24 protein-coding genes and 1 pseudogene are annotated in these 25266 nt (G+C 44.2%); all 25 read right to left on the bottom strand.

Annotated features, from left to right (window positions below):
* Nucleotides 1-29: 29 nt before the first annotated feature.
* Nucleotides 30-377: a 30S ribosome-binding factor RbfA gene (gene rbfA / locus NSQ29_RS08100; protein WP_042128856.1), complete on the bottom strand. Its 348-nt coding sequence runs from the start codon at nucleotides 375-377 to the stop codon at nucleotides 30-32.
* An 18-nt stretch (nucleotides 378-395) separates the two neighbouring features.
* The gene (infB, locus tag NSQ29_RS08095) at nucleotides 396-3041 is read right to left on the bottom strand and encodes a translation initiation factor IF-2 (protein ID WP_042189415.1); all 2646 of its coding nucleotides are present in this window, start codon (nucleotides 3039-3041) and stop codon (nucleotides 396-398) included.
* Nucleotides 3036-3357, bottom strand: a pseudogene (locus tag NSQ29_RS08090) (YlxQ family RNA-binding protein); the annotation flags it as partial. The pseudogene NSQ29_RS08090 and the gene infB, both read right to left, overlap by 6 nt.
* On the bottom strand, nucleotides 3350-3658 hold the full coding sequence (gene rnpM / locus NSQ29_RS08085; RefSeq protein ID WP_042189416.1) for an RNase P modulator RnpM: 309 nt from the start codon (nucleotides 3656-3658) through the stop codon (nucleotides 3350-3352). The gene rnpM and the pseudogene NSQ29_RS08090, both read right to left, overlap by 8 nt.
* Before the next feature lie 27 nt (nucleotides 3659-3685).
* A complete protein-coding gene (gene nusA, locus NSQ29_RS08080) occupies nucleotides 3686-4783 on the bottom strand; it encodes a transcription termination factor NusA (RefSeq protein ID WP_042189417.1) in 1098 nt (365 codons plus the stop codon).
* A 26-nt stretch (nucleotides 4784-4809) separates the two neighbouring features.
* Entirely contained in the window at nucleotides 4810-5277 is a 468-nt protein-coding gene (gene rimP / locus NSQ29_RS08075) for a ribosome maturation factor RimP (RefSeq protein ID WP_042128863.1), read from the bottom strand.
* 299 nt (nucleotides 5278-5576) lie between these two features.
* The gene (locus NSQ29_RS08070) at nucleotides 5577-9905 is read right to left on the bottom strand and encodes a PolC-type DNA polymerase III (protein ID WP_339265620.1); all 4329 of its coding nucleotides are present in this window, start codon (nucleotides 9903-9905) and stop codon (nucleotides 5577-5579) included.
* A gap of 369 nt (nucleotides 9906-10274) precedes the next feature.
* Nucleotides 10275-11723, bottom strand: a complete 1449-nt coding sequence (gene proS / locus NSQ29_RS08065; protein ID WP_341124757.1) for a proline--tRNA ligase — start codon at nucleotides 11721-11723, stop codon at nucleotides 10275-10277.
* 25 nt (nucleotides 11724-11748) lie between these two features.
* The gene (rseP, locus tag NSQ29_RS08060) at nucleotides 11749-13023 is read right to left on the bottom strand and encodes an RIP metalloprotease RseP (RefSeq protein WP_042189420.1); all 1275 of its coding nucleotides are present in this window, start codon (nucleotides 13021-13023) and stop codon (nucleotides 11749-11751) included.
* 247 nt (nucleotides 13024-13270) lie between these two features.
* Nucleotides 13271-14410, bottom strand: a complete 1140-nt coding sequence (locus NSQ29_RS08055) for a 1-deoxy-D-xylulose-5-phosphate reductoisomerase (protein WP_042189421.1) — start codon at nucleotides 14408-14410, stop codon at nucleotides 13271-13273.
* A 20-nt stretch (nucleotides 14411-14430) separates the two neighbouring features.
* Nucleotides 14431-15234: a phosphatidate cytidylyltransferase gene (locus NSQ29_RS08050; protein ID WP_042189422.1), complete on the bottom strand. Its 804-nt coding sequence runs from the start codon at nucleotides 15232-15234 to the stop codon at nucleotides 14431-14433.
* Between the two features lie 21 nt (nucleotides 15235-15255).
* Complete coding sequence (locus NSQ29_RS08045; RefSeq protein WP_042189423.1) at nucleotides 15256-16023, bottom strand: isoprenyl transferase; 768 nt, start codon at nucleotides 16021-16023, stop codon at nucleotides 15256-15258.
* Nucleotides 16024-16101: 78 nt separating this feature from the next.
* Entirely contained in the window at nucleotides 16102-16656 is a 555-nt protein-coding gene (gene frr, locus NSQ29_RS08040) for a ribosome recycling factor (RefSeq protein WP_042189424.1), read from the bottom strand.
* Entirely contained in the window at nucleotides 16656-17384 is a 729-nt protein-coding gene (pyrH, locus tag NSQ29_RS08035; protein ID WP_036688491.1) for a UMP kinase, read from the bottom strand. Before pyrH ends, frr begins: the two co-directional genes overlap by 1 nt.
* Nucleotides 17385-17489: 105 nt before the next feature.
* Nucleotides 17490-18140: a translation elongation factor Ts gene (tsf, locus tag NSQ29_RS08030; protein WP_042189425.1), complete on the bottom strand. Its 651-nt coding sequence runs from the start codon at nucleotides 18138-18140 to the stop codon at nucleotides 17490-17492.
* Between the two features lie 132 nt (nucleotides 18141-18272).
* Nucleotides 18273-18974 (bottom strand): 30S ribosomal protein S2, encoded by a 702-nt coding sequence (rpsB, locus tag NSQ29_RS08025; RefSeq protein ID WP_036688493.1) that lies wholly within the window; start codon nucleotides 18972-18974, stop codon nucleotides 18273-18275.
* Nucleotides 18975-19135: 161 nt separating this feature from the next.
* Nucleotides 19136-19780 (bottom strand): endolytic transglycosylase MltG, encoded by a 645-nt coding sequence (locus NSQ29_RS08020; protein WP_339796791.1) that lies wholly within the window; start codon nucleotides 19778-19780, stop codon nucleotides 19136-19138.
* A complete protein-coding gene (locus tag NSQ29_RS08015) occupies nucleotides 19777-20283 on the bottom strand; it encodes a hypothetical protein (RefSeq protein WP_341124756.1) in 507 nt (168 codons plus the stop codon). Before NSQ29_RS08015 ends, NSQ29_RS08020 begins: the two co-directional genes overlap by 4 nt.
* Nucleotides 20284-20395: 112 nt before the next feature.
* Nucleotides 20396-20707, bottom strand: coding sequence for a hypothetical protein (locus NSQ29_RS08010; protein ID WP_445164939.1), 312 nt, complete (start codon nucleotides 20705-20707; stop codon nucleotides 20396-20398).
* A 149-nt stretch (nucleotides 20708-20856) separates the two neighbouring features.
* A complete protein-coding gene (locus NSQ29_RS08005; protein ID WP_076299235.1) occupies nucleotides 20857-22260 on the bottom strand; it encodes a DUF342 domain-containing protein in 1404 nt (467 codons plus the stop codon).
* 28 nt (nucleotides 22261-22288) lie between these two features.
* Nucleotides 22289-23077 (bottom strand): FliA/WhiG family RNA polymerase sigma factor, encoded by a 789-nt coding sequence (locus tag NSQ29_RS08000; RefSeq protein ID WP_042189430.1) that lies wholly within the window; start codon nucleotides 23075-23077, stop codon nucleotides 22289-22291.
* 188 nt (nucleotides 23078-23265) lie between these two features.
* The gene (locus NSQ29_RS07995; protein ID WP_052404338.1) at nucleotides 23266-23676 is read right to left on the bottom strand and encodes a hypothetical protein; all 411 of its coding nucleotides are present in this window, start codon (nucleotides 23674-23676) and stop codon (nucleotides 23266-23268) included.
* A 2-nt stretch (nucleotides 23677-23678) separates the two neighbouring features.
* Nucleotides 23679-24176, bottom strand: coding sequence for a chemotaxis protein CheD (locus NSQ29_RS07990; RefSeq protein WP_076285426.1), 498 nt, complete (start codon nucleotides 24174-24176; stop codon nucleotides 23679-23681).
* Nucleotides 24169-24762, bottom strand: coding sequence for a chemotaxis protein CheC (locus tag NSQ29_RS07985; RefSeq protein ID WP_371915738.1), 594 nt, complete (start codon nucleotides 24760-24762; stop codon nucleotides 24169-24171). The genes NSQ29_RS07990 and NSQ29_RS07985 overlap by 8 nt, the downstream gene beginning before the upstream one ends.
* Nucleotides 24763-24798: 36 nt before the next feature.
* Entirely contained in the window at nucleotides 24799-25260 is a 462-nt protein-coding gene (locus NSQ29_RS07980) for a chemotaxis protein CheW (RefSeq protein WP_076285425.1), read from the bottom strand.
* Nucleotides 25261-25266 lie beyond the last annotated feature (6 nt).

Here is a 25266-nt window from a genome sequence, read left to right as displayed (position 1 = left end):
CTATTTTGAACTCCTTTTAGTACCTATTTCTAATCGTTCTTATGAAGCTCTCCAAGAAGTTTCTCAATATGACTGCCATAAGCGACAGATTCATCGATCTTGAAGATCAGTTCCGGTGTATGCCGAAGGCGAATCGCCTTGCCAAGCTCGGAGCGAAGAAAACCATTAGCTTTCTCAATCGCTTTAAGGGAGCCTGACTTCTGCTCTTCATCCCCGAACACGCTTAGGTATACTTTCGCTTGCGACAGATCGTTAGTCACGTCTACGCCAGTTACAGTTACAAAACCGATTCGAGGATCTTTCAGTCCGCTTTGGATAAGTTGACTAAGCTCTTTCTTGATCTGCTCGCCCACTCGTCCTGCTCTAATTTTAGACATCTATATTCACCTCTTCGCTTAGCGCTCTACAGTTTCCATAAGAAACGCTTCGATAATGTCGCCCTCTTGGACGTCATTATAGCGTTCCAAAGTTATGCCGCATTCATAACCTTGCGCCACTTCTTTGGCATCATCTTTAAAGCGTTTCAAGGTATCAACTTTACCTGTAAATACAACGATTCCGCTACGGATCAAGCGCATTTCAGCATTACGGGTAATTTTACCATCAATTACCATACAACCTGCAATGGTACCCACTTTACTGATTTTGAAGACGCTACGTACTTCAGCGTGACCGATAACGTTCTCTTTATAGATAGGATCAAGCATACCCTTCATTGCACTTTCGATTTCCTCGATTACATTGTAGATGATGTTATGGAGACGAACATCTACTTTTTCTTGTTCAGCAGCTGCCTTGGTCTGAGCGTCCGGACGAACGTTAAAGCCAATAACAATAGCATTAGATGCTGCTGCAAGTGTAATATCGGATTCCGTAATGGCACCAGCACCGCTGTGAATGATCTTCACGCGGACGCCTTCCACTTCGATCTTAGCCAGGGAACCTTTAAGTGCCTCGACTGAACCTTGTACGTCAGCTTTAATGATAACGTTAAGGTCTTTGATCTCGCCGTCTTTAATGTGCTGGAACAAATCATCCAATGTTACACGGGTGTTCGTATTCAGCTCAGATTGACGTTGGGATGTGGAACGTCTATCAGCAATCGCACGGGCTTTACGCTCGTCTTCGAAAGCCATAAACGGATCGCCAGCTTGTGGTACCTCAGTCAAACCAGTAATTTCTACTGGAGTGGAAGGTCCAGCTTCCTTGATCTTACGTCCTTTATCATTAACCATCGCACGTACACGTCCGAAGCAGTTACCTGCTACAAATGCATCGCCGACTTTCAATGTACCGTTCTGTACCAGAACACGTGCAACTGGTCCACGATTCTTATCAAGCTCAGCTTCTATAACCGTACCGCGTGCCCGTTTGTCAGGGTTCGCTTTGTACTCATTTACTTCAGCAACGAGCAGAATCATTTCCAGCAGTTCTTCCAAGTTAATACGTTGTTTTGCAGAAAGGTTAACGAAGATGGTATCTCCGCCCCACTCTTCAGGAACGAGTTCATAGCTTGTAAGCTCTTGCTTCACTTTGTCAGGATCTGCACCCGGCTTGTCGATTTTATTAACAGCGACAATAATTGGAAGTCCAGCAGCCTTAGCGTGTGCAATAGCTTCAACGGTCTGAGGCATAACACCGTCATCAGCAGCAACTACGATAATAGTCATATCTGTTACCTGTGCACCACGAGCACGCATAGCAGTAAATGCTTCGTGACCAGGTGTATCTAGGAACGTGATTTTCTTCTGGTTGATTTCAACTTGATAAGCACCGATATGCTGTGTGATTCCGCCTGCTTCGCCTAGAGATACACTCGTCGAACGAATGGCATCCAGCAAAGTAGTTTTACCGTGGTCAACGTGACCCATGATCGTAACTACTGGAGGACGTGACTGAAGTTCTTCTTCAGCATCATTCTCTTCCACAGTTTCAAAGCTATCCTCATCAACAGGAATCTTCACTTCTACTTCTACGCCGAATTCAGCAGCGAGTAGCAGGATGGTGTCGATATCCAGCTCTTGGTTGATGGTTGCCATAACACCCATAGAGATCAGCTTCTTAATTACTTCAGAAGCGTCTTTGTGAAGCAATTTTGCTGTTTCACCAACAGTCATGCTACCACGAACGATAATCTTCTTAGGTGTGTTATCGATCTTCTCACGGTGAACCATTGGCTGATTCTTGCCGCGGCCATTCTTACCACCACGACCGCGGTAGTTACCGCCTTTGCCATCATCAAACCGTCTATTGTTCGTATTTGGTCTACCACCAGTTGTGTTCTTCTTAGGACCTCTGTCGTCACCGCGTGTGAAGCCACCGCCAGTGCCAGATTGACCTTGTGGGCGGCTGTCAGTGCGAGGTGCACTGCTTTGTCCTTGCGGACGACTGCCAGTATTGCTTCCTTGTGGACGGCTACCACCGGTATTACTACCTTGCGGACGGCTGCCACCAGTGCTGCTACCTTGCGGACGGCTACCACCGGTACTGCTACCTTGTGGACGGCTGCCAGTATTACTTCCTTGCGGACGGCTGCCACCAGTGTTGCTACCTTGTGGACGATTGCCGCCTGTGCTACTTCCTTGCGGACGGCTTCCGCTAGTACTGTTAGTACGTGGAGCTCCGCTTTGTTGCGGACGTGCATTCTGCGTTGAACCTGTTGTTGTTCTGCGGGAATCTTGTCCGCTTTGGGGCCTTGGGGACGTCGTCGATTGGTTGTTGTTTTGGTTACTGTTCATACCTACCTGCTTTTCCTGTTGATTTTTGTTGGCATTCTGAGCACTTTGGGGTTCGGCAGTTACCGCACCGGTTGTCACCGGACGGCTGCTGGAGCTGGTATCCCGTTTGGCTGCAGCGTTCGACTTGATATCCTTGAAGAATTGCTCTACTTTGTTCACGGAACCGTTCTCCATGACACTCATATGATTATTCACAGGGACATTCAAACGCTTCAGAATTGTAATAATTTCTTTACTGCTCATGTTTAGTGACTTGGCGTATTCGTACACGCGCAATTTATCTTTGTTCTCTTCTTTAGTCAATAAATCCACCTCCGACAGTATCTCCGAGTTGCTTGGAGATCATTTCCGCGAATCCTTTATCCGTAATGGCCAGTACTACACGCTGGTCTTTACCAATACTTGCACCGAGGCTGTCTCGGTGAAATGCGATTACTAGTGGAATATCGTAGGTTCCGCATTTATCACGGAACTTTTTTTGGGTATTATCTGAAGCGTCACCTGCCAGAACGACCAGCTTCGCCTCTGAAGACCGTACAGCTTTGAGTACAGCCTCATCGCCGGTGACTATCTTGCCTGCTCTCATGGCAAGCCCTAAATAAGAAAGCGCCTTACTCATTATCCTCACTATCCTTTGCTGCTAGAAACTGCTCTTCCACGGAAGTAAACTCCCGGGCAAGCTGGTCATAGATTTCAGGACTCACTTGACATTTCAAAGCGCGGTCAAGTGCTTTATTCTTCTGTGCCAGCTTAAAGCATTCAAGCTTGCCGCATATGTAAGCACCACGGCCTGACTTCTTACCTGTCAGATCAATCAGTACTTCGCCCTCGGGCGTTCTAACCACTCGAATCAGCTCTTTTTTCGGCATCATCTCTTGGGTAGCAACGCATTTGCGCAGCGGCACCTTTCTTTGTTTCATACATACGCCTCCCGTCAAGCAGGTTAATTAATCAATGGAGACGGAATCCTGATGCATTTCATCAATAGAAGTTCTCGGTCTACCGTATTCCTGCTCCGCTTGACTTTCACTCTTGATATCAATTTTCCAGCCGGTAAGCTTAGCGGCAAGACGTGCATTTTGCCCTTTAATACCGATAGCCAGTGATAATTGATAATCAGGAACGATCACCCGTGCCATTTTCTCTGCTTCAAAGACTTGAACTTCAAGCACCTTAGAAGGGCTGAGTGCATTAGCGACATACTCCTGCACCAGATCAGAGTAACGGACGATATCGATCTTCTCGCCACGAAGCTCAGTAACGATGGTTTGAACGCGTGTTCCTCTTGGGCCTACGCAAGAACCAACTGGATCCACTTCCGGATTGCGGGAATACACAGCAATCTTCGAACGGAAGCCAGCTTCACGAGCTACGGAACGAATTTCAACTACACCATCAAAAATTTCCGGAACTTCTAGTTCGAACAGACGCTTCAGCAATCCGGGATGACTGCGGGACAGCATAATTTGCGGTCCTTTAGTGGTGTTCTCAACTTTAGTGATATAAGCCTTGATACGCTCGCTTTGTTTAAACTTCTCACCTGGCATCAATTCACTAAGCGGCAAGACCGCTTCGATTTTACCAAGATCAATGTAAATGTTCCGCATATCTTGACGTTGTACAAGTCCTGTTACAATATCATCTTCTTTGTCAATAAAGGCATTATAGATGAGTCCACGCTCTGCTTCGCGAATCCGTTGTGTTACAACCTGCTTTGCAGTCTGTGCAGCAATACGCCCGAAATCACGTGGTGTTACTTCAAGCTCAGCAATGTCTTCAAGCTGAAAATGCGGGTTAATTTCTCTGGCTGCCGGCAATGAGATTTCAGTCCTTGTATCCAGGACCTCTTCAACAATTAGCTTGCGGGCAAACACTTTAATGACACCTGTGTTGCGGTTCATGTCAACACGCACGTTCTGTGCTGCATTGAAATTACGTTTATAACTAGAGATCAGCGCCGCTTCGATCGCTTCGAACAGCACATCTTTACTGATGCCTCTCTCCCTTTCCAGCTCATTCATTGCTTCAATAAACTCCATACTCATGAATTTCCGGCCCCCCTTTCAAGACGTTAAAAAATAATGGCCAATCTCGCGCTTGCGACTTTGGCGTACGGTACTACATGTTCTTTTTTGCCCGCGGAGATGAGCAGTTCCTCGTTCTCGAACGAGAGCAAACGACCTTCAAATTCTTTGAGTCCTTGAATCGGCTCATAAACAGTCACATACACGTCCTTACCTACCGCTTTAGCTACATCCGCAGCTTTTTTGAGAGGACGCTCTGCTCCCGGTGAGGAAACCTCAAGGAAATATGCCTCAGGGATAGGATCATTCTCATCCAACTGCTGACTGAAATATTCGCTAATGCTTCCGCAGTCATCAATATCAATGCCGCCTTCTTTATCTACGAATATACGCAGAAACCAATTGGAGCCTTCCTTCACGTATTCAACGTCCACCAGTTCGAAACCATTGTCGTCGAGATAGGGCCCGAGCATCTGCTCTACCGTTTGTTTAATTTTAGATTTGGGTGTGCTCAAAAGAAAATTACCTCCACGAACTTGTCTTTTGCTATATACCAAAGATAAAGAGTGGGTTTCCCCACTCTTTACACAACGGACTTATCTCATTATTACCAAAGAAATTATACCATAGTGAGTCTGGACTGACAAGTGCTAGCCCTTGACTCCCCCTTTGGAGCTCTCTTTTCTAGAAATACAAGAAAGTATAAGTTTCACGTCATCCTATACGTTTTGTATTTTTCGCAGAAACGGGTACCGTCCCAAAAAGGACGGTAAAGACGTTTCTGCTTACCATGAAATAAGTGTTGTTAAAGCCTTTAAAATAGGGAAAGTTGATTGCTCTCCGGTAAGCCGCGGAAGCAGCCCATATTGGTTAGCAGCTCAATAACTGTCTTACTCGCCTTGGATTTTTGCTGGAAATCCTCAATAGAAAGGAATTCCCCGGCATCTTTCGCAGCGGCAATGTTGATAGCAGCATTCTCACCAATTCCCGCTAATGCGGAAAACGGAGGAATCAAACTCTTGTCATCAACAATAAACTTATTCGCTTCCGAACGGTAAAGATCAATGTTTTTGAATGTAAACCCACGTGCCGTCATCTCCAAAGCCATCTCAAGGACAGGCAACATAGCCTTTTCCTTAGGCAAAGCTTGAAATCCTTTTTGCTCAATTTCTACGATCTGACGGTTGATCGCTTCATATCCCTTACAGCACAATTCAATATCAAAATCTGCTGCACGTACAGAGAAATAAGTCGCATAATATTCAATAGGATGATACAGCTTGAAGTAGGCGGTACGTACTGCAGAAATTACGTATGCAGCAGCATGCGCCTTCGGGAACATGTATTGAATCTTCAGACAAGAATCAATATACCATTGTGGAACCTTGCACTTTTTCATTTCCTCGATCCATTCGTCAGATAAACCTTTCCCTTTACGAACACTCTCGGTAATTTTAAAGGCCAAGCTCGCATCCATTCCCGCTTTATAAATTAAGAAGAGCATGATGTCATCCCGACAACCGATAACAGTCTTAATGTTACAAGTGTTATTCTTTATAAGCTCTTGCGCGTTACCAAGCCAAACTCCAGTACCATGAGACAAACCTGATATTTGCAGTAAGTCAGCAAAGCTGGACGGTTTCGACTCAATAAGCATTTGACGTACGAACTTGGTACCCATTTCGGGCACACCATAGGTCGCAACCGGTGATCTGATTTCGTCAGGTCTCACTCCAAGCGCATCTGTAGAGTTAAACATGCTCATTACTTTCGGATCATTCATCGGGATAGAAGTTGGATCAACACCTGTCAAATCCTGCAGCATCCGCATCATCGTCGGATCATCATGACCCAGAATATCAAGCTTCAGCAAATTCGCGTCAAAAGCGTGATAATCAAAGTGTGTGGTCTTCCATTCGGCATTGACATCATCCGCCGGGAATTGTACTGGCGTAATATCTTCTACCTCCATATAGTCTGGAACAACGACTATACCACCCGGATGCTGTCCCGTACTACGTTTAACGCCTGTACAGCCGGCCGCCAGACGGCCAACTTCAGCTCCACGCCAACGTTTCTGGTGAAGTTCTTCGTATTTTTTTGCAAATCCGAAGGCTGTCTTCTCGGCTACGGTACCAATCGTTCCGGCACGGAATACATTTTTCTCACCAAACATTTCTTTGGTAAAGTTATGTGCATTCGGCTGATATTCCCCTGAGAAGTTCAAGTCGATATCGGGAACTTTATCCCCTTTAAATCCAAGGAAGGTCTCGAACGGAATATCCTGGCCTTCACCTTTGAGCTTCTGACCGCAATCCGGGCAAACTTTATCTGGTAAATCGAATCCGCTCCGCACACTACCGTCCAGGAACCATTCACTATGGCGACACTCAGGGTTTAGGCAAATATAATGCGCAGGCAAAGGATTAACTTCTGAAATTCCAAGAAATGTAGCTACTACAGAAGAGCCTACAGAACCCCGCGAACCTACGAGATATCCATCTCGATTTGATTTTTTAACGAGACGTTCAGAAATCAAATAGTTGGCAGAGAACCCGAATTTAATAATCGGTGCAAGCTCTTTCTCCAAACGGGCAATAACTACTTCAGGTAATTCTTCGCCATAAATGGATTTGGCAGTGTTATAACAGGTCTCGCGAATTTCTTCGTCCGCCCCTTCAAGAATTGGTGTAAATAGCTTGTCTGGAAATAGCTCCAGTTCTTCAAAACGTTCTGCCAGCTCAACTGTATTCGTAACCACGACCTCCATCGCTTTTTCAGCACCGAGAAATTCGAATTCAGACAGCATTTCATCCGTTGTGCGGAAGTGCGCATCCGGTTTGCGTTGGTCTTTAAGCGGACTAAAGCCTGTGATCCCATTAATCGTAATATCACGATACAGCTTGTCCCGGGGTTCAAGATAATGCACATTCCCCGTTGCGATAACAGGTTTATTCAACTGTTCCCCTATTTCGCAAACCTTGCGGACTACATCGCGAAGCTCATCAGGGCCTGCTACAAAGCCCTTGTCCACCAAGTGCATGTACATGGTCAATGGCTGAATCTCCAGCACATCATAAAAATGAGCAACCTCCATGGCTTCCTCAGTCGTTTTGTTGAGTACTGCTTCAAAAAACTCTCCACGTTCACAACCAGAAATCACGAGCAGTCCATCTCTATGCTCTTCCAGCTTGGATTTCGGAATACAAGGTACACGTTTGAAATATTCCGTATGTGACATGGAAATGAGCTTATAGAGATTTTTTTTGCCTACTTGATTAAGTGCATAAATATTACAGTGGAACGGTCTTGTGTTCGAAAGATCATTACCCACATAATCGTTTAGTCGATCAAGGCGGGTCATGCCCTTCATCTTTTCAGCATCTGCGAGCAATCCTGTTAATATACCGCCTAGTGCTATGGTATCATCAATCGCACGGTGATGGCTTTCCAGAAGAACTTTATATTTATCGGCTAATGTGTTCAGCCTGTGATTCTTCATGCTTGGATATAGTAACCGAGCGAGCTCAAGCGTATCAAGAGATGGATTCGAAAGCACAGGTTCACCTATTTTACGTAACGAGGCCTGAATAAAACCCATATCAAATCTGGCGTTATGAGCAACAAGGATACTGTCACCCACAAATTCAACAAACTTACGCAGCACTGGCTCAAGATCAGGAGCATCCTTAACCATTTCATCCGTAATATTGGTCAATTGCTGAATATGATAAGGGATCTTCTCATGCGGATTAACAAAAGTAGAATAACGGTCTACTTCTTTACCCTCACACATTTTAATGGCCGCCAGCTCCGTAATATTATTGCGGGTAATCGATAACCCCGTGGTCTCTATATCAAACACTACATAGGTAGCTGTCTTCAAGTCCAAAGGCTGAGCATTCTCGACAATATTCACAGAGTCATTCACAACATTGGCTTCCACGCCATAAATCATTTTTATCTTATGCTTATGAGCTGCATGGTTCGCATCAGGAAAAGCCTGAACTCCGCCATGATCAGAAATAGCAATCGCAGGATGCCCCCACTGGGCAGCTGTTTTGACATAGGTAGTGATCGGAGTGACCGCATCCATCGTACTCATCGTAGTGTGAAGGTGGAATTCCACCCGTTTCTTAGGAGCCGTATCTTTACGCGCAGGCGGTGCCTTAACTTCCGTTAAATCCGAAGGGATCATCACGAGCTCAGGAATCTGCATAAAACGGTCATATTCAACTTTTCCGCGTGCTCTTACCCATTTACCGTTTGCTAGCTGACTCATAACCTTCAGATCATCTTTAGTCTTCGCGAACATCTTCATTTGTAGAGAATCCGTGAAATCGGTCAAACTGAAGGTGAACAAAGTACTGCCATTGCGAAGTTCCTTACGATCCAGACCAAAAATAGTACCCTGAATTGTAATTTTCTTCTCTTCATCTTGAATTTCAAGAATCGGCACGGCCTGTTCCTTAATTTCATACCCCACTTGAAGCTTAATTACTTCATTAGGATCGCTATCATCAGCAGGAGCTTCTGTTTCTACAGCAGTCATCATCTGCTCAACGATCTCGCGTTGTTCTTGCTGAAGCTTTTGCTGAAATTCTTCGTATGCTTCAACATTATTATTTTCGTTCTCTGCCATTAGCACTTTAACTTTTAAGGAGAGACCGAAATACTTATCATAAAATTTAATAATTGCCCCATCGATGCCTTTTTTACGAGCCAGCTCCATAGAAGTGGAGTCACTCATCGTCAGCATTAAAGTGTCATCTTTAAGCTCTTGGGTAGAACGTGTCAGCCAGCCATTAACCGAAGGGATCTCGCGAGTCACCCACTCCAGAAACAATCCCCAATATTCTTGGACTAGCTCTGCTCTACTAACTTTTTGATCATATACGAATAAAAAGCTTACTTTGGCTATATGCTGTAGCTTCTCGCGCATTCTGAGGCAAAATGTCCGGTATACCTGCGCTGGAACCAGACTTTCTTTCGCAATCACAATTTGCCAGTCTCGGTTACCACGGCTGATCTCTACACGCTCTATATATCCATCTAAAAAGTAGGGATCCATAATTGCAGGTGGAATTTCACCTTGCTTCATCAAGAGCTCGAATCTTTTTCTTCTCTCCTGGTTTTGTTCCATGCTTTCCTCCCACCTTTGATAACTCCGTAAAACACAATCAATGATATTCAGTGAAAGTACAATATGATAAGAAGAAACGACGTTGTCGTCTTTTAAAGACGATAACTGTTTCTCGTAAAAATATAAGGATAAAGTATAGTGTGAAACTTATACTTTCTTATATTTCAAGCATAAACGCCTTCGGCGTCCTTATGAGGACGGTAAGTGTTTATGCGAGAAATAAAAGGATAATTTATTACGTAAGCCTATAAATTCTTATATTTTAAAAAGCTTCTGGATTCAAAAAGCATTGGGTTTTTTCGGCCCGCTGACTCCTCTCTCCAGAAGCTAGATTAAAATACTACAAGACTGTTGATCGGTACCAAAAGATTAATATGCCTTTGCAAAAACCACAGTATGCTCAGCTGGTTTACCACAGCAAATGCAGACTTGTTTCTTCTCCGCCGGATCGAAAGGAATGTTACGGCTACCCGCACCTGTCTCTTCCTTAACTTTGGACTCGCATTCTTCGGAACCACACCAGCCAGCTAGTGCAAAGCCGCGTTTTTCTTCCATTGAAGCTTTCATTTCTTCCAAGGAATCTACAGAATAGAAATGGTCCTCACGGAATTTCAGGGCACGTTCGAACATTTCATTATGAACCTGCTCGAGCATTGCTTGTACCTCTTCAACAAGGTTCTCCTGCTGAATTACCTTCTTCTCACCTGTGACACGGGATACGATAACGCAAACGCCATTCTCCATATCGCGTGGTCCAATCTCCAAGCGCACAGGTATACCGCGCATTTCATATTCATTGAACTTCCAACCTGGCGTTACATCCGAACGATCATCCACACGTACACGAACACCTGCGTTCTTCAGCTCCTTGAACAGCTCGTCTGTCCGTCCAATCACGGCTTCACGAGTTTTAGGAGGTCCGATCGGAATCATAATCACTTGAGTTGGCGCTACCTTAGGTGGCAGAACAAGACCACGGTCATCGCCATGTACCATAATCAGCGAACCAATCAAGCGTGTAGTGGATCCCCATGAGGTCGTATGCACATATTCTAAATTATTGTCGCGGCTCAAATACTGGATCTCAAATGCTGTTGCAAACTTGGTACCCAAGTAATGTGAGGTAGCAGCCTGAACAGCACGTCCATCTTTCATCATCGCTTCAATAGAATACGTATCTACTGCACCAGCAAAACGCTCGGAAGGTGTCTTTTGTCCAGTGATCACCGGAATGGCAAGGAATGTCTCGGCAAAATCACGGTAGTTATCCAGCATCTTCATGGTTTCTTCACGAGCTTCGGCTTCATTCTCATGCGCAGTATGCCCTTCTTGCCAAAGAAACTCAGTAGTGCGGATAAATGGTAAAGTACGCTTCTCCCAACGAACCACGTTCGCCCATTGATTGATAAGTACAGGAAGGTCACGATAGGACTGAATCCATTTGGAATACATGTGCCCGAACATGGTCTCAGAAGTAGGACGGACAGCCAGACGTTCTTCAAGCACGTCTCCACCAGCCTCAGTTACCCATGGCAGTTCGGGATTAAAGCCTTCAATATGATCCTTTTCCTTTTGAAAGAAACTCTCTGGAATGAACACTGGAAAATAAGCATTACGATGCCCAGTTTCCTTGAGGCGACGGTTCATTTCCTCCTGAATATGCTCCCATATTTCATAGCCCTCTGGCTTAAATACGATACAGCCACGAACAGGAGAGTAGTCCATCAAGTCTCCTTTTTTTATAACATCAATATACCAGCGTGAGAAATCCTCGCTTTGCGGCGTGATTTCCGTAACGAATTGCTTATCTTTTGCCATGTAATGGAATGCCTCCCGAAGAAAATTAGCCGCTGATCAAACGTAAAATATCATTATACGTAACAGCAATCATTAATAAAAATAACAGTGCAAATCCAACAAAGTGAACCATACCTTCACGACTCGGATCTACAGGTTTACCGCGTAATGCCTCCACACCTAGGAACGCCAGACGGCTTCCATCTAGTGCTGGAATCGGCAATAGGTTGAAAATCCCCAGATACAAGCTTAGGATAGCAGCCCAATAGGTAAGATACTGAATGCCTTGTTGGGCAATTTGACCGGTTACTTCAAAGGTACGAACCGGACCTCCAATATCATCCATATTGAATTTATTGATCAATTGCTTAAAGCCCAGAAAGATAGCTTCCGTCGTATCGACCATAGCTTTACCTGAACCTGTCAACGTCTCTCCAACCCCTGCTTTGCGGGTAGGAAGCTCAGGTGTAATCCCGATTTTACCGCCTTCTTGTCCCTCCATGCTACGAGGAACGAGAGTCACATTAAGGGTCTCATCACCACGTTGCAGCATCCATTTCATTTCTTTCCCTTTGGACTCCGAGGTTAAGTCAATCATTTTTTGGTAATCGGCACCAATCTTCTCACCGTTGATGGAGACAATAATGTCACCCTTCTGCAATCCCGCCTCTTGTGCAGGCATTCCTTCAGAGACATCACCGATCTTAACATAAGTAGGATTCTCCACCGGAATTCCAACCATTTGCAAATGGATGGCAAACAGAACAAAGGCTAACAGGAAGTTCATCACAGGACCCGCAACAATAGCCAATGCACGCTGACCCACGGTTTTACTACCGAATTGGCGATCTTTAGGCGCAATTTGAGTCTGTTGCGTTCCTTTAATCATCATCGCTTGAGGATGAACATCATAAGTAGTAACTTCGCCATCCACATCCAAGCGGATTTGCAGATCATTTTCAAGATCAGTATGCAAAGCCTCACCACGGATTACATTTTTACGTGTATCCAGTGCGTCCAGATAAATATTTTTTACTTTATTATCCTGACCGAGTCTTACTGCAATGGTCTGTCCTGAGCCAATTTCAATAATTTCCGGATCTTCACCAGCCATCCGAGCATAACCGCCAAAAGGCAGTAAACGCAAAGTGAACTGTGTCTCATTCCGTTTATAAGAAAACAGTTTCGGACCGAAACCGATAGCAAATTCCCTCACGAGAATACCGGCGCGTTTGGCAAAATAATAGTGACCCCATTCATGTACAGTCACCAGGACAAAAAACATGAGCACCGTTAATAAAACGACTTGAACCATTTCCAAACGTATCATCCCCCTTTAGGTGTAAGACCGAAGTATGTCCTCTTAATTTATCATTATTCTCCGATCAGGCACAAGAGAATCAACTGTCCCAACCTATTTTTAGGGCAAAGTAAGTATTTCCAGTCAAGCAATAACGCCATCGGCGTCCCTTAAGGAGACGGTACGCGTTTACGCGAGAAATATAAGGATAATGTATAAAGTGAAACTTATACTTTCTTATATTTTTAAAAAGAGATCTTTCTACCTTCTACAGCGTTGCTGCCAGCTCACGAACACGCTTATCACAGGATTCAATTTGTTCCAAATTCGGATTGTCCTCGTTAATATGACGATGCAGCACTTCCCCGATGATCTCCTCAATGCGCAGGAATGGGATCTCATGACTCAAGAAACGAGCAACAGCAATTTCATTCGCAGCATTAAAAGCAGTAGTAGCTGTCCCTCCAGCTTTTCCACAATCCATGGCTAGCTTAAGCGCAGGGAATCGTTCATAGTCCATTTCTCGGAAAGTCAAACGTCCAACTTCAGCTAACGACAAACGCTGTGCCGGCGATTCCCAGCGTTCGGGATACGTGAGCGCATATTGAATCGGGACACGCATATCGGGATTACCAAGCTGAGCAATAATACTGCTATCGCGGAACTCCACATATGAGTGAATGATACTCTCTGGATGCAAAAGTACATTTACTTGTTCATAAGGTAGACCAAATAACCAATGCGCTTCAATCACCTCAAGCCCTTTATTCACCATTGTAGCAGAATCAATCGTGATTTTCGCGCCCATGCTCCAATTCGGATGACGAAGTGCATCTTCTACTGTTACATTCTTGAGTTGATCACGAGTGAAATCCCGGAAAGATCCACCAGAAGCCGTTAAAGTGATGCAAGCAATATCCGCGAGATTCTCACCATTTAAGCACTGAAAAATAGCAGAATGCTCGCTATCAATAGGTAACAACTTAACACCCTTACGATTAGCTAGATCAGTGACGAGGTGTCCTGCTGTTACCAAAGTCTCTTTATTAGCTAGTCCAATATGTTTGCCTGCTTCGATCGCAGCTAACGTGGATTGGAGGCCTACACTACCCATAACAGCCGTTACGACCATTTCGGCATCTCCACCAGCTGCCACCTCAACAAGACCTTCATTCCCGCTGTATAGCTGTATGCCAGAAGGCAGACTGGATCTAATCTCATCTGCCAACTCCTTTGTTGCAACAGAAACACGACGAGGATTAAACCGACGGACTTGTTCCAGCAATAACGCTGTATTCGTTCCAGCTGCCAAGCCATCTACTTGAAAAGAGTCTGGGTGCATAGCGATGACATCTAGAGTCTGAGTGCCGATCGAACCTGTGGAACCAAGAACACTTATTTTTTTCATAGTTATACCCTCTCCTTCCGTTAATAGTAAGGCATGAGCGTTAGGATATGTACGAATGGAAATACGATAATCCAGCTGTCACATCGATCAAGAATACCGCCGTGACCTGGCAGAAGTGTGCCTGAATCTTTGATACCATACGCACGCTTATAGGCAGATTGCACAAGATCACCAAGCTGACCCAAGACCGCACAAGAAAGCCCTATAAGTAGCGCTCGTCCTATCGCTAGATGTTCAGGAGCAAATATTGCAAACACGATCGCGATTAGCATCGAGATCAGTACCCCACCTACTGCACCTTCCACCGTTTTGTTGGGACTGATGGCTGGCCAAAGTTTGTTCTTCCCCATGCTTCTTCCAACAAAGTAAGCCCCGGCATCACTACCCCAAATGCAGAAAAGGAGTAAAAAAGTCCAGAACAAACCATGTCCGTCATCCGATGCACGAGCCATGGCCATATAAGAAAAACCCATTCCAATGTATACTATACCAGTAAACAGCAAGGCTGTTACTCGAATATCTAATTTATTTTTAGTAAAAACTGTAACTAAAAGGAACAACAGCAGCAGAATCCAAATTCCTTGTTCCCACGATAAGGGTGCAGAGATCCCAAGCAAATTCCAAGGGATCATAAAACTTAGAATGGCTGCATAACCAAGAACGGTAGAACCGGAAAGCGCAGGTATCCCTATCATTTTCACAAATTCATAAAACCCGATAAAAGCCATGGCAGTAAGTAACAACTGGTATGGCCAGTTTCCCAACACGCATAAGCCTAAAAATAGTGCTCCGGCAACAATTCCGGTAATCAATCGCTGCTTCAAAGGTTTCCATCTCCTATCAAGCTACTTCAGTCCACCATAACGGCGTGTACGGCGTTGATATTCAGCAACTGCCTGATGCAAATGCTCCTTATCAAATTCAGGCCAATACACATCAGTAAACCACAGCTCACTATAAGCAAGCTGCCATAGCATGAAATTGCTAAGTCGCATTTCTCCGCTTGTACGTATAAGCAAATCCGGATCTGGTAACCCACCAGATAACATTCGGCTATCGATTAGATCAGTCGTAATATCTTCCGGTGACAAAGCCCCTGATTGGATGTCCTTACCAATGCTGCGCATGCAGTCCTCAATTTCTTTACGTCCCCCATAATTGAGAGCAAAATTCAATATAAGTCCAGTATTGCCCTGTGTTCGGGAAACCGCTTCTTCCATAGCCTTACGTGTATATGAAGGTAATGCATCAGTATCCCCCATCATACGTACTTGGACATTCTTCTCAATCAGTTCATCAAGCTCAATGGCTAGAAACTCCACTGGCAAGCGCATCAGATAATCGACTTCTTCCTTTGGTCGTTTCCAATTTTCTGTCGAGAACGCATACATCGTCAAAAACTCAACACCCAGTTCGTCTGCAGCGATTGTAGCACGTTTAACAGCCTTCATGCCATTCTGATGACCCACAACGCGCGGCAACCCGCGACGCTTAGCCCAACGCCCATTGCCGTCCATAATAACAGCCACGTGCCGGGGAATGTTATCCGGTGAAATCTCGACTGGCTGTTGCCTGTCTTTACGGCTCAGCCACGCTTGAACCCGTTTGATCATTTCCGTTTCCTCCAAGCTCTTATCAGAAAGAGACAAACCCCACCATTAACGGAGGGGCCTTAAGTCTCTAGAATATCTTTATACTTCCATAATCTCTTTTTCTTTGGATACAAGCACTTTGTCGACCTCGGCTATGAACTTATCCGTTGTCTTTTGAATGTCTTCCTGATGGCCACGAGACTCATCTTCCGAGATACCGTTTTTCTCCATCTTCTTAATATCATCGTTGGCATCACGGCGAATGTTGCGGATCGCTACTTTCGCTTCTTCACCAAATTTCTTCGTCAATTTCACCAAATCCGTCCGACGTTCTTCAGTCAGCGGAGGGATAGAAAGACGAATGATTGTGCCGTCATTAGCAGGCGTCAAACCGATATCAGATTTCATAATCGCCCGTTCAATGTCAGACATCGATGTTTTGTCCCACGGCTGGATTAACAGTGTCCGGGAATCCGGAGTACTGATGTTCGCCAGCTGATTGATTGGAGTTGGGGAACCATAATATTCAACTTGAATGCGATCTAGCAGTGATGTTGTTGCACGTCCTGCACGCAATGTTGCCAAGTCACGTTTCAGCGATGAAATCGCTTTTTCCATACGCTCTTCGGCATTTTTTTTGACCGATTGTGGCATTAATCTACACTCCCTTTAACAATCGTTCCGATCTTCTCACCGAGAACGACACGTTTGATATTGCCTTGTTCAGTAATGGCAAATACAATGAGCGGTATATTATTATCCATGCATAGAGATGAAGCTGTTGAATCCATAACACCAAGGTTTTTGTTCAGAACATCCATGTAAGTGAGCTGTTCAAATTTCTCGGCTGTGCTGTCTTTAAACGGATCTGCTGAATATACACCATCAACCTTGTTCTTCGCCATCAGAATAACTTCTGCTTCGATTTCTGCTGCTCTAAGTGCTGCAGTAGTATCTGTAGAGAAGAAAGGGTTTCCTGTGCCTGCTGCAAAAATAACAACACGGCCCTTCTCCAAGTGGCGAATCGCACGACGACGAATGTACGGTTCAGCAATTTGCTGCATCGAGATCGAAGTCTGCACTCTTGTTGGCACATCGATTTGTTCTAATGCATCCTGCAGAGCAAGTGAATTCATTACTGTTGCCAGCATGCCCATATAATCTGCAGTAGCGCGATCTATGCCACTTGCACTACCAGCGATCCCGCGCCAAATGTTACCTCCACCACAAACAATCGCAACCTGAACGCCAAGCTCTACTACTTCCTTGATCTGTTCAGCGATGGAAATAATCATGTCGGCATCAATACCATATCCGTTTTGTCCTGCCAAAGACTCTCCACTTACCTTAAGGACTACTCTCTTAAATACCGGCTGTTCCAAATGTATACCCTCACTTTCTGCAAAAGACGGAACACTACGTGTACGTGTTCCGCTCTTCTGATGCTTGCCTTTATTCAATTCTTCACATTTATGATGAAGCTGATATTAATTATTTACTTGTGCCATAACTTCTTCAACAAAGTTATCCACTTTCTTTTCCAAACCTTCGCCTAGTTCAAAACGAGCAAAACGACGGATCGAGATGTTTTCTCCGATTGTGCTGATTTTTTCGTTCAGCAATTGGGAGATCGTTTTGTCTGGGTCTTTAACGAAGGTTTGCTCAAGCAAGCAATATTCTTCGTAATATTTACCAATACGTCCTTCAACCATTTTTTCAATGATTTTCTCAGGCTTACCTTCATTCAAAGCTTGAGCTTTCAGGATTTCTTTTTCTTTTTCTACATCTTCTTGTGGAACTTCTTCACGACGAACATAACGTGGGTTTGCTGCAGCGATTTGCATAGCGATATCGCGAGCAAAATCCTTAAAGGAATCTGTTTTACCTACAAAGTCAGTTTCGCAGTTGATTTCTACAAGTACACCAATACGGCCGCCAGCGTGGATGTAAGATTCTACAACGCCTTCAGTAGCAATACGTCCTGCTTTGTTTGCTGCTGCGGACAAACCTTTTTCACGAAGCAATTCAGCCGCTTTAGTGATATCATTATTAGCTTCTTCAAGCGCTTTTTTACAATCAAGCATACCAGCGCCTGTTCTTTCACGAAGTTCTTTTACTGCTTTTGCATCAACTGCCATTGTTTATTCCCTCCAGGTAATTGTCGTTTTCTTACATTATTCAAGGCTTTTATCCTAAAAAAAGGGCAGTGAGAGGTTATCCACCTGCCAACCACCCTTTTCATTTAAGTTCTTGTATGTGTTAGTCGCTACTTAAGCAGTAGTTGTGTCTTCGCCTTGGTGAGCTTCAACAACAGCGTCTGCCATTTTACCAGTCAACAATTTCACGGCGCGGATAGCGTCGTCGTTACCTGGAATTACGTAGTCGATTTCGTCTGGATCACAGTTAGTATCAACGATAGCTACGATTGGAATACCCAATTTGCGAGCTTCTGCAACTGCAATACGCTCTTTACGCGGGTCAATGATGAACAACGCGCTTGGTAGACCTTTCATGTTCTTGATACCGCCCAAGAATTTTTCAAGACGATCTTTCTCTTTGCGAAGAAGGATAACTTCTTTCTTAGGTAGAACTTCGAAAGTGCCGTCTTCTTCCCAAGATTCCAATTTCTTCAAACGATCAATACGTTTTTGGATAGTTTGGAAGTTAGTAAGAGTTCCGCCCAACCAACGTTGGTTAATGAAGAACATACCGGAACGTTCTGCTTCTTCTTTTACGGAATCTTGCGCTTGTTTCTTTGTTCCTACGAATAGGATTGTGCCGTTGTCACCAGCGACGCTTTTCACAAAGTTGTAAGCTTCTTCTACCTTCTTGACTGTTTTTTGCAAGTCAATAATGTAAATTCCGTTTCTTTCAGTGAAGATATAACGATCCATCTTTGGGTTCCAACGACGAGTCTGGTGACCGAAGTGTACCCCAGCTTCTAGAAGCTGTTTCATGGAGATTACTGCCATCTTCACACACCTCCTAAGTTTGGTTTATTGTGTGTCTCCTCCGCCGTGCGTCATCTTTCAGCAAGACTTTCTTCAGAAGAAAGCACCCCTTGTCGAAATCAACCGGCGTGTGTTTTAACACCGTCAATTACTATACCATATTTTATTAGTGTATGCAACGATCATTGAAAACTTATTAATTTTTCTAGTATAGAATCTAGACTCTCGTCTTTATTAAAGGTATAAGAACCCGATTGAATCTTCGTATTGATCTGGCGTTGATTGGCGGCTTTAAGAAAACTAGCCTTGTCCTTAATGACTTCAGCCTTCTCCAAAATATCTGCTGTTTTTGTCAGTGTGCTACCTGAAGGTATACGAACAACAACCCCTGCATTCGCAGTGGCTTTAGGCTTATCAGGTGCAACAGCAGATGGTGCAGTAGTGACCTCTGGCTTCTCAATAGTGCCTTCTTTAGGCGTTGAGGGCTCTTTAGGAGGGACAACCTTATTAGGGTTATCAGATACTGTAGGAGATACTACAGGAGCGGGAGAAGCCGCTACTGTAGGCTTAGAAGGTTCCACGTTCTCCGTACTTCCCTCATTAACGCCGTCTGTCTTCTGACCTTGAACAGCGTCCTCCAAAGCAGACTCATCAGAAGGAGGTTCAGTAGATTCGTCGATAACCTTCAAGTTCAATTTCTCAGCACCTTGTATTACCTGTTCCTTGGTGAGTGGAGCCGCTCCACCGGATATCATTAACTGAAGTAATAGTGCGCCTGCAATTAGCCCTGTGCCAAGACCGAACAAAAAAGAACGGTTCTTCATCATACCGATTCCTCCTGTTTGGCGAGTTGCAGAATCAGTTGCACTTCTCCCCGCTGAAGTCCAGCCGTCTTGGCAATGGAGTCTATCGATTTCCCCTGCTCATGTAGTTCAAATAATCTTGGATACCGCAATTTAATAGAACTAATGGGTTTCGCTTTCACTTCTGGTTGTATTGAACTCAATTCAGCTCCGGCAGACGGGTCTCCGATCGCCGCAACCTTAGCATACGAACCCTTCTCAACCGAAACTTCCAACTCTCTTAACCGCTTTTCTTCGTTAGTTACTCGGCCCTCTAGTAATAAAGAGCTTTGTTGTAATTCTGTCAATTGATGCTGCAAATCACTAATCTGCCCTTGCATTGCTACATGATTAATTTGTGATTGCTGTTTAATACTGCTGACCAACTGTGCTAGCTCTTCATTCTCGCGCTCTATGTCCGCCATATATAGCTCAAGCGCTGCCTCCGTTTCTTTGAGGCTTTGCTGCTCTGCTTTTCCTTCCTTCATACGCGCTGGAAGTAAAAATGGCATAAAGAATAGCGGCGACACCTACTAGCACAATATACACCCATGGTTGCAAGTGCCTTATCTCCTTTTACATATCAAATATAATTACTTATTAAAGACTCAGATCAATGCGCTGTCCTTTGTAAGGATGTTCCGCATCACGAGTGCCTGACTTCGAACGTTTCTCCGAGGAAGGATTCCCTCCGGAATGTTGATTGCCTTTATCTCCGCCATCGCGTAAAGCAGATTCAGAAGATTCATCCACTTCAGCGCTTCGCATGGTCATTTCCTGACTTTGTTTCACATTTTGTCCGGCCAGTTGATGCTGATCAATAGCGGGGCGCTGCTGAGATTCATTCTGAACCTTACCCGCTTCCGTAGTCCGAGGTAGTGCAATTTGCAGTTCCACTGGTTTTAGGCTCATCATAACCCTCTTCTCATAAGAAGAAACGATGTTGTCATCTTTATGAAGACGATAACCGTTTCTCGTAAAAATATAAGGATAATGTATAACGTGAAACTTATACTTTCTTATATTTCAAGAATGGCCGGCCGCTATTGCTGCCCACCTGATTAATTGTATGGCGTTAAGGATATATCACCTTCACTATAAACAAACACAACGCGTTCTGTGGGGTCCTTTACAAATCGTGTATATCTACCGATCATAATTTTGGATCCGCCATAGATCGTTTTGATCACTTCAACTCTAGCTCTGCCTGTATCTTCTAGCATTCTTTCAATCTCTAGTACACGTTCTTTAATTCTTTTTTCCTCACGTTGATGAGACTGTTTAGTAGCATTCAATTTAACGCGAAGTGCCACTTTATCTGCAGGGAGTTGACCATTAGTTGCCAATTGATTTAATAGATACAACGCTTTAGACGTTTTGTCCTCATTTTCAAGTAATTGACGCAGTGATTGACGTAGCTCGTTAATCTCATTTCTGAGCTCAGGTACTACTCCTACCTCAATAGAAGTCGCTGTGGACATGGTATTGCCTATGGTACGTGCTACGACTCTTTCCCCTGACTGTACAGTTCCGCCAACTATCAATCCCTTAGCCCCATTACAAAGAACGTCTCTGCCCGCACGTATATTGGAATGCATAATGCTCTGGGATACAATGACATCTTCACCAGCTGTTACATTACCATCTTGAATGAAAGAGACCTTAACATTTTTCCCAGCAGTTACATGTCCTTTGTTATAGCCGATAATTCCACCCGTAATTTCGATGGATCCCCCAGAGATTAATTCCGCTCCTTCAACTCCACCAACCACACGAATATCACCGGCGGACTTTACAGAAAATCCTGAAAGTACGTTTCCTCGAATAACAACGGTACCTACAAAATCAATGTTCCCAGTACTGTAGTCCACATCACCATTCACTTCATACACAGGAAATACATTGATTTTACCGCTATCGGTTAAAGTAACAAGACCGTCAATTGCAGCATACATCGAGGTTCCATTGTTATCAACGAGTACGTTCTTACCCACTTTAAAATGAGCTTCCCTTCCAGCTCTGAAAGCAAGCTCATCACCAGTTACAGTCTTACCATGCTTACCAGGCTGAGCAGGGATAATTCTAGCTATCAGCTTTCCTTTGAGGACGTTACGAAGCCGAACTAAATCTTTATAATCCACCTTACCATCCGCTTTTTCAAGCGGCTTGCGATCCTCTTCCAGATCAACAGTAAGCATAATACTTCCGTCGACTCCATTTACTGCAGGTTCACCTGTAGCAATAGCGACTTTACTCCAAAAAAACTCCTCCGGATGACTACAAATACGTCCAACAATATCACGCTGGACCCCGTAGCGAATATTGTGACTGTGCAGGAAGCTTTCCAATTCTGTAGGAGAGCAGGAAAAATTCTCATCCTTTTTGGAGAACTGCAAATACGCGATCCCTTTGTCATCCGAAAAAGTAATACTTAAGTACTGATCCAAAGCATTTTGACCGATCAATTTTGCTCCCCCTTGTCACCACTAACGGTTAATCGTTCTGCATAAGTAGATCGCGATTCTTCTCAAGCGTTCCCCTCAGCCGCAAAATAGCCTTGGAATGAAGCTGCGAAATCCGTGAAGGAGATAGTGACATGACCTCTGCGATTTCGCTCAATGATAAATCTTCATAATATAAAAGGGACACAACGGTCCGTTCTTTCACCGTTAATTTCTCAATACCTTTGGTGAGGGCTTCGCGTAAGTAGAACTCATTTACCTTGCTATCCGGATTCTTAGCTTTATCGTCCACCAGTATGGACATTCGGGTCTCTGATTCCTCTTCACGAATCGGGTCTTCCAGTGAACATAGTGACATTACAGCCACATCCTGCAACATATTTTGAAATTCAGTTACACTAATATTCAGGTATAGACTCATTTCCTCATCACTAACGGATCTCAAATACTTCTGTTCCAACTGCTGATAAGCGTCCTCGATTTTTTTAGCTTTTTCTCGCACAGATCTAGGGACCCAATCACTTTGACGTAAGGAATCTAAAATCGCACCACGTACGCGCCAGGAAGCATAGGTTTGAAACTGCAATCCCCGTTTGTAGTCGAATTTTTCAATCGCATCAATTAATCCCATTACTCCATTGCTGGCTAAATCATCTTTAGATACATTTTTGGGCAATCCTACAGCCAAACGGCTGGATACATAATCAACAATATGGAGATAACTCTCTATCAGCTTCTTTTTGGCTTCAGGGTCACTGTGTTCTTTCCACTGTTCCCATAGCTCGTCAGTTTCCAATTGAGAAGCTTTACGCTCGTTCAATAGCTTTCACCCTTCCCAAAGTTTAGTCAGAGAGCTTGTCGCGGCGAAACCTGCCTAGTCACAAGCATAAACGCCTTCGGCATCCTTATGAGGACGGTAGCGTTTAAGCGAGAAATATAAGGATAATGTATAAAGTGAAACTTATACTTTCTTATATTTAAGATAACCGATTCCGCCACAGCGCTCGCTTATTCTTCTTTCAGGTGACGAACGGCCTTGGCCAATTCTTCAGGATCTTTCATAGAGACTAGTTTTGGGGGTGTGAGCGGCTTGAACCCCTCACTGTTCCCACTCCCTTGTCCTGGCTTCGGTTTGAGTAGATTAATTAACTCTTCATCCTCATTAGGGGTACTGATGTCTAGCTTTGCACCAAGTTCTTCTCCCTCAACATCCTGTTCATCCGGAGGTGATGATTGATACACGATAAAACCCAATACCCATCTTAGGAGGAAAGCAAGCAGAAACCAGATGATAAATCCTAATAGGCTTCGTAATAAACTAGTACCGAGAACATTATTACTGTAGGTTACAAAAAAAGTGAATACAAAACCTATCAAACCAAACAGCAAGTTTATAAAAATGTTTCCTATCATCTTCATATTTATATTTCCTTAGCGCCTTTTTGCACACTGCGGATGAACAATACACCAGTGTTGCAGGCAATTTCTATCGTACGGCCATAATTACCGCCCGTGTCTTCCGCAATTAACGGAATTTTCAAATGCTCAAGAGCAAGTTTACAAGATTCAACATTACGAGGCCCGATCCTCATGGTGTCGCTCCCCCCGGCAAAGGCAAACATTTGTGATCCTCCTGCCATCTTGGCTACGATCCGACTCCGAACCGCACCAAGCTCCAGCAAACGGGATAAGAGCTCCGGCACTGCAGTATCTGCAAACTTAGCGATGTTTAATTGCCCTTCCCTAGCAATCTCAGAAGTAGGGAGCATCACATGCGCCATTCCCGCGAGTTTTTTTCCAGGGTCAAACAATGTCAATCCCACGCAGGAGCCAAGACCCGTTGTACGAATCAAACTATCCTGGCTTCCAATGTTAAGATCTGCCATCCCTACTTTAATGATGCTTTGTTCTTCAATCATTTTCAAATGGAACTCCTAGCGATTTGAAGATTTTCGGGAATGATTCCGGATCGGGAATAAGGAAAAATTGCCCTTCAATTTCGTTTTTCCCCTCAAAAAAGGTAGTATCGATCAACAATGCATCGTCACCCATTTGCCCAAATTGCAGCAAACCGTAGCTTAGGATGGCTCCAGCCATATCCATAGCAAGTGCAGGAACTGTTGGATACATAGAAAGTGAGGTAAAGTCAGCAAGAGAAGATAGGTACGATCCTGCTAATATATTTCCAATTTCACTCAGCGCGGAAAGTTCCATTTCTCCAAGTTCTTGGTCACTCAAAATCTCTATGCCTGCAATGCGACTGAGTAAGTTCAAAGCGGCTTCCGGGGAAAGTATGAAAAACAGGTTGCCCGGAGCTTCTCCCTCCACACGTAAGAAAACTGCATATACTAGTTCTTCAGCTCCACCAACTTTGTCCGTAATCTCTTCAAAGTTGAGAAGCTGTACCTTGGGAACAGCCATATCAATCGGCTTATTCAAGAGCTGTGATAATGCGGTGGCTGCATTCCCAGCTCCAATATTCCCGACTTCCTTAAGCACATCCATTTTAAAATCCTTATAGTGCTTAAATAATTCCACAGGTTAGCCCTCTAGGCTTTCTAATTGAACGATTTCGCCTTTGTTAAGCACTTCTGACAGATTAAGCATAATCAGCAAGCGCTCTTCACCTATCTTGGCCACCCCATCTAAATACTTCGCTTTGATGCCGCCAACAACATCTGGAGGTGTATCGATAGAATCCCTGTTCAAATCTATTACATCATTTGCTGAATCTACAATGAAACCTACTTCCATTTCATTAACAGATACGATAATTACACGTGACTGATCTGTTTGCTCCGCCTCTTCGATTCCAAAGCGGCCTCGAAGGTCAATCACAGGGATAACAACACCACGTAAATTAATTACACCCTTGATAAACGAATACGTTTTAGGCACACGAGTTATTGGCATCATGCGCTCAATGGTTTGTACCTTCTCAACTTCGATACCGTATTCCTCTGAACCTAATTTGAACACTATCACTTTAATATCTTCAGCCATGGAACG

The organism is Paenibacillus sp. FSL F4-0236 (genome assembly GCF_038000135.1).
Classification (GTDB): Bacteria; Bacillota; Bacilli; order Paenibacillales; family Paenibacillaceae; genus Paenibacillus_AQ.
The sequence above is the reverse complement of the archived record's forward strand: the minus strand, read 5'-3'. Positions and strand labels throughout refer to the sequence as shown.

Bases quoted from the DNA above. Each gene is read 5' to 3' on its own strand.
- rnpM (WP_042189416.1), bottom strand. From the start codon at position 3,658: ATGAAACAAAGAAAGGTGCCGCTGCGCAAATGCGTTGCTACCCAAGAG.
- nusA (WP_042189417.1), bottom strand. From the start codon at position 4,783: ATGAGTATGGAGTTTATTGAAGCAATGAATGAGCTGGAAAGGGAGAGA.
- NSQ29_RS08010 (WP_445164939.1), bottom strand. From the start codon at position 20,707: ATGAGCCTAAAACCAGTGGAACTGCAAATTGCACTACCTCGGACTACG.
- proS (WP_341124757.1), bottom strand. From the start codon at position 11,723: ATGGCAAAAGATAAGCAATTCGTTACGGAAATCACGCCGCAAAGCGAG.
- NSQ29_RS08070 (WP_339265620.1), bottom strand. From the start codon at position 9,905: ATGGAACAAAACCAGGAGAGAAGAAAAAGATTCGAGCTCTTGATGAAG.
- NSQ29_RS08045 (WP_042189423.1), bottom strand. From the start codon at position 16,023: ATGATCAAACGGGTTCAAGCGTGGCTGAGCCGTAAAGACAGGCAACAG.
- frr (WP_042189424.1), bottom strand. From the start codon at position 16,656: ATGCCACAATCGGTCAAAAAAAATGCCGAAGAGCGTATGGAAAAAGCG.
- NSQ29_RS08055 (WP_042189421.1), bottom strand. From the start codon at position 14,410: ATGAAAAAAATAAGTGTTCTTGGTTCCACAGGTTCGATCGGCACTCAG.
- rbfA (WP_042128856.1), bottom strand. From the start codon at position 377: ATGTCTAAAATTAGAGCAGGACGAGTGGGCGAGCAGATCAAGAAAGAG.
- NSQ29_RS07980 (WP_076285425.1), bottom strand. From the start codon at position 25,260: ATGGCTGAAGATATTAAAGTGATAGTGTTCAAATTAGGTTCAGAGGAA.
- NSQ29_RS07995 (WP_052404338.1), bottom strand. From the start codon at position 23,676: ATGAAGATGATAGGAAACATTTTTATAAACTTGCTGTTTGGTTTGATA.
- NSQ29_RS07990 (WP_076285426.1), bottom strand. From the start codon at position 24,176: ATGATTGAAGAACAAAGCATCATTAAAGTAGGGATGGCAGATCTTAAC.
- rpsB (WP_036688493.1), bottom strand. From the start codon at position 18,974: ATGGCAGTAATCTCCATGAAACAGCTTCTAGAAGCTGGGGTACACTTC.
- NSQ29_RS08015 (WP_341124756.1), bottom strand. From the start codon at position 20,283: ATGAAGGAAGGAAAAGCAGAGCAGCAAAGCCTCAAAGAAACGGAGGCA.
- NSQ29_RS08020 (WP_339796791.1), bottom strand. From the start codon at position 19,780: ATGATGAAGAACCGTTCTTTTTTGTTCGGTCTTGGCACAGGGCTAATT.
- tsf (WP_042189425.1), bottom strand. From the start codon at position 18,140: ATGGCAGTTGATGCAAAAGCAGTAAAAGAACTTCGTGAAAGAACAGGC.
- NSQ29_RS07985 (WP_371915738.1), bottom strand. From the start codon at position 24,762: ATGGATGTGCTTAAGGAAGTCGGGAATATTGGAGCTGGGAATGCAGCC.